Genomic DNA, 12,610 nt, shown 5'->3' with positions numbered 1-12,610 from the left:
CTCTCCTTTAATCTTTCTTTAATTATTTTTTCTTTTCTACTACATACTTTTCAGCTTGTAGTGCTGCTATAGTTCCATCTGCAACAGCTGTTGTTATTTGTCTATATTCCTTTTCTCTTACATCTCCTGCTACATACACACCTTCTACATTAGTTCTCATACCTTCATCAGCTTTAATATAACCATTAGAAGTTAAATTTATATAATCCTTAAAATGATCTGTCTTCGGTACTGTTCCTATAAATCCAAATATAGCATCCATAGGAATTTCCTTTTCAGATCCATCTTTAGAATTCTTTATTATAGCCTTTTCTACAAAATCTTTTCCATCCACATCAACTAAATCTTCATTGAATAAAACCTCTATCTTAGGATGATTCATGACTTCTTCAATTGTAGCCTTTTCTCCATTAAAATAATTGTGTCTCCTTATCATAACTACTTTGGTCGCAAACTTAGTTAGAAATAATGCTTCTTCTAATGCAGAATTTCCTCCGCCTACAACTCCAACTATTTTTCCATCATACATTGCTCCATCGCAAACTGCGCAATAATGAACCCCTTTTCCTGAGAACTTTTCTTCATTTGGAATAGGTAATTTTTTAGGAGTAGCCCCTGTTGCTATTATTACTGTTTTTGTTATATATATATAACTATTAGTTTCAATTACTTTTTCTTCTCCACTAAAATCAACCTTTTCAACCATATCAAATTCATCTATTTGTGCTCCAAGCTCTTCTGCTTGTTGTTGCATTAAATCTGCTAATTCTGTGCCTGAAACCTTTTTAAATCCAGGATAATTTTCAATTGTATAGCTATTTCTAACCTGTCCGCCTAATATTTGATCTTCTAATAAAAGCATGTCTAGTTTAGCTCTTGTTGCATATATAGCTGCAGTTAACCCAGCTGGCCCACCGCCTATTATCACTAATTCTTTATGTTTAATTTCTTTATTCATAATTTACTCCTTCTACCCCCCAGGGGTATATTCTTTGATTTAATTATATGCTTCTATAAGTTAAAATGCAACTATTTTTAAATAATAATTTTTCTTACTTATGTTGATTAATTTATCTTCTCTAATATTATTACTCTATAATCTATAAATTATTAATAAAAAACTAAAGGAAGAAAATAAGAAAATTACAAAAAACAAGAGAAGATTTTTCTCAAAAGAAAATCTTCTCTTTATACTATGATATATGCTCGAAATAAAGTTCCTCTCCATTACAATGTACTTGTAGATTATCTCCACCCTTTATATATCCCTTTAACATTTCTTCACTTAACTTATCTTCAAGTTCTTTTGCTATTATTCTTCTTAAAGGCCTAGCTCCATAATTTATATCTACTCCTTTATTTACTAGAAACTTTTTACTTTCTTCGTTTAAATTAATAGTTATTTTTCTTTCCTTCAACTTATCTATGGTGCTATTTAACATTAGGTTAACTATTTTCAATATATCATTATCTTTTAGCTTATGGAAAATTATTATATCATCTATTCTATTTATGAATTCTGGCTTAAATTGTTTTTTTACTTCATCCATAATACTTTTTTTCATTTTTTCATATTCACTATCATCTATACTGCTTGAAGTTGAAAATCCCATAGTACTTTGTTTTTTAATATCATGTGCTCCTACATTAGAAGTCATTATAACAATAGTATTCTTAAAATTTACAATTCTTCCTTTACTATCCGTTAATCTTCCATCTTCCATTACTTGTAGTAATATATTAAATACATCTGGATGAGCTTTTTCTATTTCATCTAATAAAATTACCGAATATGGATTTCTTCTAACAGCCTCTGTTAGCTGCCCTCCTTCTTCATATCCAATATATCCTGGAGGTGCTCCAACTAATCTAGATACAGAATGCTTTTCCATATATTCTGACATATCAATTCTTATTAAATTCTTTTTATCTCCAAACATAGCTTCTGCTAATGCATTAGACAATTCAGTTTTACCAACTCCAGTAGGCCCACAAAATACAAAAGTTCCTATTGGCCTATTAGGATCTTTTAGTCCTACCCTTGCTCTTCTTACTGCTTTAGCTACAGCCATTACTGCTTCCTTTTGACCTACTACTCTTTTATGCAATAAATCCTCCAGCTTTAATAGTTTCTCTGATTCTTGTTCTGTTAGTTTTTCTAACGGAATTCTAGACCAAATAGACACTACTCTTGCAACTTGTTCTTTATTTACTACATAACTATTAGATTCATTATTATTCAAATTTATTTTTAAGTCATCTAAATTACTTATTAATTCTTTTTCTTTATCCCTTAGATATGCAGCTCTTTCAAAGTCTTGATTCTTTATTGACATCTCTTTCTCTTTTGTAATTTCTTTTATTTTTATTTGTAATTCTTTTATATCTGGTGGTGATATCAAATTTTCTATTCTTACTTTTGCTGAAGCTTCATCTATTAAATCTATTGCCTTATCAGGCATAAATCTATCCGTTATATATCTATCAGATAGATCCACAGCAGCTTCTAAAGCTTCATCTTCTATTCTTACCATATGATGTAACTCATATTTTTCCCTAAGCCCTTTTAATATCTCTAGGGTTTCTTCCTTTGATGGTTCTTCTATTATAACAGGTTGAAATCTTCTCTCTAAAGCAGAATCTTTTTCTATATATTTTCTGTATTCATCTATTGTTGTAGCACCAATACATTTTATTTCGCCTCTTGCTAATGCAGGTTTTAAAATATTTGCAGCATCTATTGCACCTTCTGCACCTCCCGCACCAACTATAGTATGAATTTCATCTATAAATATTATTATATCTTGAGAACTTCTTATTTCATCTATAACTTTTTTTAATCTATCTTCAAATTCTCCTCTATATTTAGAACCTGCTACCATAGAAGTTAAGTCTAGCGAAATTAATATTTTATCCTTTAGAATATCTGGAACATTTCCACTAATTATTCTTTGCGCTAATCCTTCTATCACAGCTGTTTTTCCAACTCCAGGCTCTCCTATTAAACAAGGATTATTTTTTATTCTTCTACATAATATTTCTAGTATTCTCTTATTTTCACTCTCTCTGCCTATTACTGGATCTAAGGAGCCTTCCCTCGCCATATCAGTAAGATTTCTTCCATACTGATTTAATAAAGGTGTTTTTATACTTTTTCTCTTATTTTTATCTTCTATTTTTATTTCTTCTGCTTCTTTTTTATATAAATAGTCACTTATCTCATTTTTTATAAACTTTAAATCTAATTTTAAATTTGAAAGCATAGTATAAGCTATACCTTCTGTATCATCTATTAATGCTAATAAAATATGCTCAGGATTTATATATTTATGATCATACATCCTTGCTTTAATTAAACTATCATCAAATAATCTTTTTGTTCTTGGATTTAACAACATTTCTCCTACTGATATATCTATATCCCCAAAACCAAGATAATCCTCTATGAGCCTTTTAACCTTATCAATGGTAGCTCCATTAACATATAATACTTGTTTTGCATATCCACCTTCTTTTAGTATCCCTAAAAGAATATGTTCTGTTCCTATATACCCATGTTTAAAATATTGTGATTCCTTCTGAGCCTCTACAAGTACTAATTGTGCTCTCTCATTAAACTTCCCAAAAACCATACATACCTCCATACCCTATTGCTAAACTTAACAATCTTCAGATAAATTTTGGCTATTTAAATTATCTTACGATAATACTACTGTAATAATTCCTTTAAGTATTTGAGATCTTAACTTATTTTTATCTTCAACATTTACTAATGTCCTATCATTTAAGGATATCTTTATTATTTCATATTCTTTTTCTGTAATACTATTAGTGTCCCTTAAATGATTTAATATAGATAATGCGTTTCCATATGTTATACTTTCGCCAATTGAAGTATTTATTAAGTCTACTCTCTCGTCCTTATCATCGTATGTTATTTTTTTAATTACTATGCAGCCCCCGCCACCTCTTTTACTTTCTATTATATAACCCTTCTCATAAGTAAACCTAGTTGTTAGTACATAATTTATTTGTGATGGTGCACATGAAAATTTATCTGCTAATTCATTTCTTTGAATTGATACTTGTCTTTCTCTTTCTTGCTTTATCATATCTTTTATAAAATTCTCTATTGTATCTGAAATTCTTGCCATATTTTCACCTTCTTAAACTTCATTTTAAAACTGACCTTCTTTGACTTTTATTATATATTATAAATCTTAATATGTCCATTTTATAAATTTTATTATCTTTAGTAAGAATATTGAATTATATTACAACTTTTACTCAAACTATATAAAGAGGTGATTAAATATGGAAATTAAGTGGATAGGTAACACAAGTTTCTTGATAAAGAACTCAATCGGTAAAAGAATCCTTTTAGACCCCATGCAAATATATCCTTATATAGAAAAGTATGATTTAAAACCAGATATAATTACATTTAGTCATACCCATAATAATGAAATTATTAATAAATTTATTGATAAAGATTGCATAATAATAAATTCTCCCTGTTCATTTTCTAATGATTTTATAAACTTAGATGGTTATGAGACATTTAAAGATGATCTTAATGGTTTTAAACGTGGAGAAAATATAATTTATTATCTAAATATTGATGGTTTTAAGATTTGTCATTTAGGTTCTCTTGGACATAGACTTGACAATAATTTATTAAGTAAATTATCAGATTTAGATTTTTTGTTTATTCCAATTGGTGGGCACTTTTGCTTAGATGGATTTTCAGCTGCTAGACTTGCAATAAATTTAAAGCCAAAATATATAATTCCAATGTGTTTTAAAAATTCTTCCGAATATTTTTATTTAGATGGCCCTCATAAATTCTTATCTTCTATAAAAAACATCTTCTCTTATGATTGTAGTACCATATATTCAGATGATTTATCTTTTGGAGATAAATGCTCTGTCATACTATTATCAACATAAAAATAAAGAACCGCTAAATTAGCGGTTCTTTATGTAAATTATGCTTGTACTGGAGCTCCTACTGGACAAACATTTGCACAGTTTCCACAATCTATGCAAGTATCCTCATCGATAACGAATTGAGTATCTCCTTGACTTATAGCATTAACTGGACATTCTGCAGCACATGCGCCACAGTTTACACATGAATCTTCAATCTTAAATGCCATAAAAGCACCTCCTAATATTATGAATTTATTTCACAATCTATTTTATCACAATGATTTAAATTTTAAAAGGCTTAAGAAGAATTTATACAATATTGATGATAGACTTTAGATTACACTATATCCTGCTTCTTCAATTGATATTGCTATTTCATCAACTCTTATACTTTTATCATCATATACTACATTTACTTCTTGCTTATCTAAATTGATTTCGCAAGCAACAACCCCTTCATTATGTGATATAGCTTCTCTTATGTTAATAACATCCTTATTTGTATTAAGATTAGCTATCTTTAATACTGACTTCATTCAGCTTCCCCCTTTAATTCTCTTTAATAAGATCTTTTAATAACTTTTTATCCTCTGGTGATTCAATTTCTAGCTTTATATCCGATTCATCTACTGAATCTTCATAACTACCTTCTATAAGCTCAATATTGTCTATTTTAAACTCTTCTATAACTTCTTCATCGCCTCTTCTATATTTAACCTTTATACTTTCCTTAACTATATTGTTACCTACTACTTCTCCTTTTACATCACCTATTTTGACAATTGATTCAACTTTAGGTAATCTCTTTCTTATATCTTCATATGTACTTTGTTCATAATTTAAACAACACATAAGTCTTCCACATATTCCTGATATTTTAGTTGGATTAAGTGACAAGTTTTGTTCCTTTGCCATTTTTATAGATACTGATGCAAAATCGCCTAAAAAAGTTGAACAACAAAGTGACCTTCCACAAGGGCCTAACCCACCTAGCATCTTTGCTTCATCCCTAACACCGATTTGTCTTAACTCTATTCTTGTTTTAAATATAGTGGCTAAATCCTTAACTAGTTCTCTAAAATCAACTCTTCCATCTGCTGTAAAATAGAATATAACCTTATTATTATCAAAAGTGTACTCTACATCTATTAATTTCATGTTTAATGCATGCTCTTCTATTTTCTTTAAGCATATTTCTAAGGCGTCTTTTTCTTTTAATTTATTATCTTTATGTTTATTTATATCTTCCTCTTCGGCAACTCTCAAAACACTTTTTAAAGGAGCTACTATATCTGATTCGGATATTTCTTTAATACCTATTACACACTCCCCAAACTCTATTCCTCTTGCTGTTTCTACAACCGCAAAATCACCTTTTTTTATGCTTAATCCATTTGGATCAAAATAATATATCTTACCGGCTTTTTTAAATCTTATACCTACAACTTTTATCATTATTAAACCTCCATAAATCCTATAAGCATTACTCTAATAGTTAATTGAAAATTAGAATTACTTAATATTGTTTTTCTAGCTTCTCCTATTTTATCAATAATTTTATTAAGTTTCTTATAGGACATTTCAATAGCTAATTGTTTTATATTTTCTATTTTATCCCCATTTATTATTACATTAATTTCATTTACTTCTTTATAGACAATTATATCTCTTATAAAGGAGGCTAAAATGTTTAATATTTCTTCCTTTTTATCCTTATATGATAATATCTTAACTTCAAAATCTAATAATTTTTGAAGATTTCCATTAACTAATATATATAACAAATCAATTAGTAAATTTCTTAAATCCTTTAATGAAGAATCCTTTAAAAACTTTTCCGCTTTTCCTGGAATACCTTCACTATATGAAATTGCAGCCTTAATTTCTTCGTTACTATAATTCTCTGTTCCTAATCTTTCTATATAAAGCTTAACTTCATCTTTTGTTAGTGGAGTTAATTTATATATCTGACATCTTGATTTTATAGTATCCAAAATAAGTTCTAAACTTTCACATAATAAAATTATAAATACACCTTTTGGTGGCTCTTCTATAGTTTTTAAAAGAGCATTTTGAGCTTGCACTGTCATCTTATTTCCATCATGAATTATTATAACCTTCTTATCTCCCTCAAATGGCTTCTTACTTACCTCATCTACTACGTCTCTTACATCATCTACTCCAAAGGAAGACTTTTTACATCTATAATTTACAATATCAACATAATTTCTATCTTGATGACCGCCTAATATATTTATTGCTATTAATTTAGCTAAATTACTTTTTCCAATACCATCTTCTCCAACAATTATATGTGCATGGGAAATTTCTCCGGTTAATATTCTTTTTCTTAAACTTTCAATTATTCTTTCATGTCCAATAAAATGTCCCATTACACCCTCCAATGTAACTATATTTTAATAAACTGATCTACATCTATAACAAATACAGTTGCCCCTCCAACTTCAATTTCTATAGGATAAGACATATACATGTCAACATTTCCTGTAATAGGAGTTGGTGTTGTTATAATTTGCTTTCTAGTTTTACAAATATCTTCTACAACATCTATAACATCTTTAACTTTACTTTCTTCTACCCCTATAATTAATGTTGTATTTCCTGATTTTAAGAATCCTCCAGTAGATGCTAATTTAGTAACTCTAAATCCAGCCTCTGTCATTGCATCAACTAGATCTAAAGCATCATCGTCTTGGACCATAGCTATTACTAACTTCATATTAACCCCTCCAATAAATTTATACTCCTTTAACAATATTCTATCATAAAAGAGATAAAAATTAATTAAAAAAATTTTTCTATACTATATTTTATTCAATAAAGTTAATAATTATTTCCTTAACTTCACTAAAGACCTCTTCTATTGATTTTTCAGCGTCTATTTTTATAAATTTATCTTTGTTACCTTCGTATAGCTTATGGTAACCTTCCCTAACCTTATTATGAAAGTCCATTTTTTCTAAATCTAATCTATTTACTTCTCTACCTTTATTTTTATTTATTCTTGATAATCCTATTTGTGGGGACACATCAAATAAAATGTTTAAGTCAGGCATGTACTCTCCAACTGCAAACTTATTTATTTGATATATGTCACTCATTCCTATACCTCTTGCATATCCTTGATAAGCTAATGATGAATATATAAATCTGTCACATAGAACTATTACACCATCATTCAACTTTGGTACAACTCTTTCTACTAAATGTTGTCTTCTTGCTGCTGTATATAATAAAGCTTCTGTTTTCCCATCCATACTAGTATTTTTAGTATCTAATATTATTTTTCTTATGTCTTCTGATATTTGTATTCCACCTGGTTCTCTTGTTTTTATACAATTTATATTATTCTCAATTAAATATTCATATATCATTTCTAAAATTGTACTTTTACCAGATCCTTCTCCACCTTCAAATACTATAAATTTTCCTCTGTTCATTTATTTATACCTCATATCATTTTATATTATAGTTACTTAAAAGCCAACACTTAACCTTTTCCTTATAATAATCGTATTCAAAATCCTCTACGCTTATATTAGATATCTTATTGTTGCAGTATTGACATAATAAGCTTTTTTCTATAATTATATCACTATATATTTCATTTCCACAAACCTTACATTTATTTTCATTTTTATCTATACCTTTTATTAATAAATCCATATAACCTCATCCTTTTATAATAATTTTTTATTATAATTCTCACCTAATAATTGTATTCTTATACTTTTCTAAAAAGTTATATTTAATAAATAATTATTTGTATTTAAGGGAAACTTAAAAGTAAGATAATTTGGGAGGACGATACTATGAAACAAGAAATGATTAGTAATTTAGAAAAATATAAAGATGATATAAAAAATTTAAACACTTATTTATATAATAATCCAGAAGAAAGTTATAAAGAGTATAATGGTTATAATTATATTTGCGACTTTTTAATTAATAATAATTTTAATGTGAAAAGAAAATTTTTAGACTTAGAAACATCATTTTATGCTTCTAAAGGTAATGGCTGTCCTAAGATTTGTTTTATATGTGAATATGATGCGGTTCCAGGTGAAGGGCATTTAACTGGTCATAACTTATTAACTACTACTTCAATTGCAGCTGCATTATCCTTAGGTTCAATAATAGAAAAAATAGGTGGAAGCGTAATAATTATAGGGTGTCCAGGTGAATATCTCGGGGGAACAAAATCGGTCATGGTTAAGCAAGGAGTATTTGATGATATAGATGTAGTACTACTTGCACATCCTGATATTGTGACCTCTGAAAGTGGAAGTTCATCTGCAATAATTCCTTTAAGCATTAAATTTATAGGCCATAGTGGGTTAAGTTTTTTGAATAAAGGTACTTATACCTCATTAGATGGAATACTTTTAACTTTTAATATTCTAAATTCATTATTAAAAGGATTTCCTGAAGATGTAGAAGTCAATTCTATTTTATCTAATGGAGGATTTACACCTTTATTATTACCGCTAGAATCTGAAGCTAAGTTTTATATTCGAGCCAAAGAGATGGATATAGCAAAAATAGCTGAAAGTAAGCTAAGAGAAATAGCTATTTACGTTTCTAAATTAATAAGAGTACAATATTCAATTTCTTTATATGAACCTGAAAATGAGGAATTAGTAACAAATAGAACTTTAAATAGATTATTTAGTCATAACTTAAAAGAAAATGGAATAATAAACATTGCAGACCCTAGAGATATTTATTCTGGATTAAGTTTAGGAATAGTAAGTAAAAAGGTTCCTTGTATTCATCCATATATCTCTGTAGTCCCTAATGAAGATATAAAATATGGTACAAAGGACTTTGCTAAAGCTACTATAACAGATTATGCATTTGATGAAGCTATGAAAGCTGCACTATCATTATCATTTACAGGATATGATATTATACTGAATGAAAATCTTTTGTCAGAAGTAAAAAGTGAATTCTATAAGAAATAAATCTCTATACAAGATATATAGCGTTTAAATAAACACTATATATCTTTTTTATTATATACATGATTTTTATATAAAATTTATTTATTGTATTACAAATGGCCATATTAATAGTATAATTAACTTTGGAATCTATTTAAGGAGGTTAATTATGATACAAATTTACAAAAGTATTAGCGAGCAAAATCCAACATTAAAGGTTCTTGATAATTTAGAAGCTGGTTGTTGGATCAATATTATAGCGCCTTCAGATGAAGAGTTAATCTTAATTTCTAAAAAAACAGGAGTTCCTTTGTCATTCTTAAAGGCTCCTCTTGATGATGAAGAAACCTCTCGTATAGATATAGAAGATAATTGTTTATTAGTTGTAGTTGATATTCCTTTCACAGAGATGGAAGATAATTCTCTTACATATGACACATATCCTTTAGCAATAATTCATACAGAAAAGCAACTTATTACTGTGTGTTTAAAAAATAGTCGTATTTTAACAGATTTTATAAATGGTAAAGTTAAATCATTCTATTCATTTAAGAAATCAAGATTTATATTACAAATATTAAACAAAATATCAACATCTTACTTAATTTACTTGCGTCAAATCGATAAAAAAAGTTTAATGATAGAAAAAAGATTACATAAATCAATGAAGAATAGAGAATTGATTCAACTGCATTCATTAGAAAAATCATTGGTTTACTTTTCAACATCTCTTAAAGCTAATGAGATAACATTAGAAAAGATGCTTAAATTAGAAATAATGCAAAAATACGAAGAAGATCAAGATGTATTAGAGGATGTTATAATTGAAAATAAACAAGCTATTGAGATGACAGAAATATATAGTAACATACTTGCCAGTACTATGGACTTTTTTGCTTCTGTTATTTCAAACAACTTAAATATAGTTATGAAGGTTTTAGCATCAGTTACCATAATAATGGCTATTCCTACTGTTATTGGTGGACTATTTGGAATGAATTTTACTCGAATGCCACTTATACATAATGAGTATGGCTTCGAAATTACTATGATTGCAACGTTAATATTAAGCCTTGGTACTGCATATATATTATATAGAAAAGATATGTTTTCTTAGAAATAAAGCTAGTTGAAGTACTAGCTTTATTTTTTGGGTAGTATATTAACATATAAATAATTTTAAGTAGGTGTATATGTTGTTAAAATTGAAATCATTAACTAAATCCTCTACTGTTGGTATTATTGCTCCAGCATCTCCTGAATCAAAAGATTTTATTGATAATAAAATAGATATCTTCAAAAAACTAGGATTTAAAACAAAAAAATCAAAGCACTTATATGATTCATATGGATATCTAGCTGGTAATGATAAAAGTCGTGCAGAAGATCTTAATTCTATGTTTGCAGATAAAGAAGTAGATGCTATAGTTTGCCTTAGGGGGGGCTATGGTTCAATTAGAATGGCTCCTTATTTAGATTTAAAGATTATTAGAAATAATCCAAAAATATTTTGTGGCTATAGTGATATAACCTTATTATTAAATTATATAAATAGAACTTGTAAATTTCCTACCTTTCATGGTCCAATGATAACTTCAAACTTTAGTGATATTATGACAAAAGAATTCTTTTTGAAAGTTTTGCAGAATAATAGTTCTAAAATCCAGTACGATTTAAAAGAATTATGTGCCGATAATTATATAACATTTAATAATAAAAATTTTAGCGGTAGTATAGTTGGTGGAAATTTATCAATAATATGTTCAACTATCGGAACACCATACGAAATAGATTTTAAAAACAACATCTTACTCATCGAAGATATTAATGAAAGTCCTTATGCTGTGGATAGAATGTTATCCCAACTTATTTCCTGTGGAAAACTTCAACAAAGTTGTGGAATACTCTTAGGATACTTTACAGATTGTATTAATAAACCTACTGATTTTTCAATAGAAGAAATTATAAGGCAAAAATTAGTCCCTCTAAATATCCCTATAATTAATGGAATTCCGATAGGACATGATTATCCTAATATTACCATTCCAATAGGAGCTCAATTTGAGTTTTTTAGTGATACTAATTTACTTATTCAAAAGAAGGTATTATTTAAATCTTAATATTAATTAAATTATTACAATACTTTCTTTTTACTTTATAATTACTTCATCTTCTATAAAAGTTCACATATAAAAGTTCACAAAAAAAATCCTACAAGAAATTCTTGTAGGATTTTTTGGAGGCGCCACCCGGATTTGAACCGGGGGATAAAGGTTTTGCAGACCTCTGCCTTACCACTTGGCTATAGCGCCATACCTGGTGGCTCGACCAGGAATCGAACCAGGGACACGAGGATTTTCAGTCCTCTGCTCTACCGACTGAGCTATCGAGCCACATACCTAGCAACGTTCTACTCTCCCACACAGTCTCCCATGCAGTACCATCGACGCTGTAGAGCTTAACTTTCCTGTTCGGAATGGAAAGGAGTGTTTCCTCTACGCCATCATCACTAGATAAGTAACGGTCCAAATTTTAATTTGGCTACCGGAACTTATGCAAATTGCCTTAGCAATTTGTATTCCTTTTTCAGAGTGTTCTCTGAAAATTGCATATGAATTATAAATTTCAACCAAATCTTTGTGTTTTTTTATTGGTCAAGCCCTCGACCTATTAGTATCAGTCAGCTAAATATGTTACCACACTTACACCTCTGA

14 protein-coding genes, 2 tRNA genes and 1 rRNA gene are annotated in these 12,610 nt (G+C 28.4%); 4 read left to right on the top strand and 13 right to left on the bottom strand.

Translation table 11 applies throughout. From position 1 onward, the window contains the following. Positions 1-22: 22 nt before the first annotated feature. From trxB to ABDZ60_RS11775, 3 genes are all read right to left on the bottom strand, one after another. On the bottom strand, positions 23-958 hold the full coding sequence (trxB, locus tag ABDZ60_RS11785; protein WP_343778300.1) for a thioredoxin-disulfide reductase: 936 nt from the start codon (positions 956-958) through the stop codon (positions 23-25). Positions 959-1,193: 235 nt separating this feature from the next. Continuing rightward, a complete protein-coding gene (locus ABDZ60_RS11780) occupies positions 1,194-3,632 on the bottom strand; it encodes an ATP-dependent Clp protease ATP-binding subunit (protein ID WP_016205929.1) in 2,439 nt (812 codons plus the stop codon). Between the two features lie 66 nt (positions 3,633-3,698). Beyond that, a complete protein-coding gene (locus ABDZ60_RS11775) occupies positions 3,699-4,154 on the bottom strand; it encodes a CtsR family transcriptional regulator (RefSeq protein ID WP_016205930.1) in 456 nt (151 codons plus the stop codon). Between the two features lie 160 nt (positions 4,155-4,314). Between ABDZ60_RS11775 and ABDZ60_RS11770 the strand changes: the two genes are divergently transcribed. Then, the gene (locus ABDZ60_RS11770; protein WP_016205931.1) at positions 4,315-4,950 is read left to right on the top strand and encodes an MBL fold metallo-hydrolase; all 636 of its coding nucleotides are present in this window, start codon (positions 4,315-4,317) and stop codon (positions 4,948-4,950) included. Positions 4,951-4,988: 38 nt separating this feature from the next. Here ABDZ60_RS11770 and ABDZ60_RS11765 read toward each other — a convergent pair whose 3' ends face one another. The 7 genes from ABDZ60_RS11765 to ABDZ60_RS11735 all read right to left on the bottom strand — a co-directional run bounded on the left by ABDZ60_RS11765 (position 4,989) and on the right by ABDZ60_RS11735 (position 8,619). Continuing rightward, positions 4,989-5,159 (bottom strand): DUF362 domain-containing protein, encoded by a 171-nt coding sequence (locus ABDZ60_RS11765; RefSeq protein ID WP_008681251.1) that lies wholly within the window; start codon positions 5,157-5,159, stop codon positions 4,989-4,991. Between the two features lie 105 nt (positions 5,160-5,264). Then, positions 5,265-5,468 carry a heavy-metal-associated domain-containing protein gene (locus ABDZ60_RS11760; RefSeq protein ID WP_016205932.1) on the bottom strand — a complete coding sequence of 68 codons (204 nt, stop codon included), beginning with the start codon at positions 5,466-5,468 and terminating at the stop codon, positions 5,265-5,267. A 13-nt stretch (positions 5,469-5,481) separates the two neighbouring features. Beyond that, positions 5,482-6,387, bottom strand: a complete 906-nt coding sequence (locus ABDZ60_RS11755) for a PSP1 domain-containing protein (protein WP_016205933.1) — start codon at positions 6,385-6,387, stop codon at positions 5,482-5,484. Between the two features lie 2 nt (positions 6,388-6,389). Continuing rightward, positions 6,390-7,325 carry a DNA polymerase III subunit delta' gene (locus tag ABDZ60_RS11750; RefSeq protein WP_343778295.1) on the bottom strand — a complete coding sequence of 312 codons (936 nt, stop codon included), beginning with the start codon at positions 7,323-7,325 and terminating at the stop codon, positions 6,390-6,392. Positions 7,326-7,342: 17 nt separating this feature from the next. Further along, positions 7,343-7,672 carry a cyclic-di-AMP receptor gene (locus ABDZ60_RS11745; RefSeq protein WP_016205935.1) on the bottom strand — a complete coding sequence of 110 codons (330 nt, stop codon included), beginning with the start codon at positions 7,670-7,672 and terminating at the stop codon, positions 7,343-7,345. Between the two features lie 91 nt (positions 7,673-7,763). Further along, positions 7,764-8,393 carry a dTMP kinase gene (tmk, locus tag ABDZ60_RS11740; protein WP_016205936.1) on the bottom strand — a complete coding sequence of 210 codons (630 nt, stop codon included), beginning with the start codon at positions 8,391-8,393 and terminating at the stop codon, positions 7,764-7,766. Positions 8,394-8,409: 16 nt separating this feature from the next. Then, the gene (locus ABDZ60_RS11735; protein ID WP_016205937.1) at positions 8,410-8,619 is read right to left on the bottom strand and encodes a sigma factor G inhibitor Gin; all 210 of its coding nucleotides are present in this window, start codon (positions 8,617-8,619) and stop codon (positions 8,410-8,412) included. Positions 8,620-8,765: 146 nt separating this feature from the next. On the opposite strand from ABDZ60_RS11735, the gene ABDZ60_RS11730 reads away from it, so the two are divergent. The 3 genes from ABDZ60_RS11730 (at position 8,766) to ABDZ60_RS11720 (ending at position 12,016) form a co-directional block, all read left to right on the top strand. Next, positions 8,766-9,917, top strand: coding sequence for a zinc-binding metallopeptidase family protein (locus tag ABDZ60_RS11730; protein WP_046999976.1), 1,152 nt, complete (start codon positions 8,766-8,768; stop codon positions 9,915-9,917). A 148-nt stretch (positions 9,918-10,065) separates the two neighbouring features. Then, a complete protein-coding gene (locus ABDZ60_RS11725; protein ID WP_016205939.1) occupies positions 10,066-11,013 on the top strand; it encodes a magnesium transporter CorA family protein in 948 nt (315 codons plus the stop codon). A 76-nt stretch (positions 11,014-11,089) separates the two neighbouring features. Then, positions 11,090-12,016: a S66 peptidase family protein gene (locus ABDZ60_RS11720; RefSeq protein ID WP_343778290.1), complete on the top strand. Its 927-nt coding sequence runs from the start codon at positions 11,090-11,092 to the stop codon at positions 12,014-12,016. Between the two features lie 117 nt (positions 12,017-12,133). On the opposite strand, the gene ABDZ60_RS11715 is transcribed toward ABDZ60_RS11720, so the two are convergent. From ABDZ60_RS11715 to rrf, 3 genes are all read right to left on the bottom strand, one after another. Continuing rightward, positions 12,134-12,208, bottom strand: a tRNA-Cys gene (locus tag ABDZ60_RS11715). A gap of 5 nt (positions 12,209-12,213) precedes the next feature. Then, positions 12,214-12,289, bottom strand: a tRNA-Phe gene (locus tag ABDZ60_RS11710). Between the two features lie 4 nt (positions 12,290-12,293). After that, positions 12,294-12,410 (bottom strand): 5S ribosomal RNA (gene rrf, locus ABDZ60_RS11705). Between the last annotated feature and the right edge of the window lie 200 nt (positions 12,411-12,610).

This window comes from Clostridium sartagoforme (assembly GCF_039521405.1).
In the GTDB taxonomy this organism is placed as follows: Bacteria; Bacillota; Clostridia; order Clostridiales; family Clostridiaceae; genus Clostridium; species Clostridium sartagoforme.
This window is presented reverse-complemented; position numbering and strand designations above follow the sequence as displayed.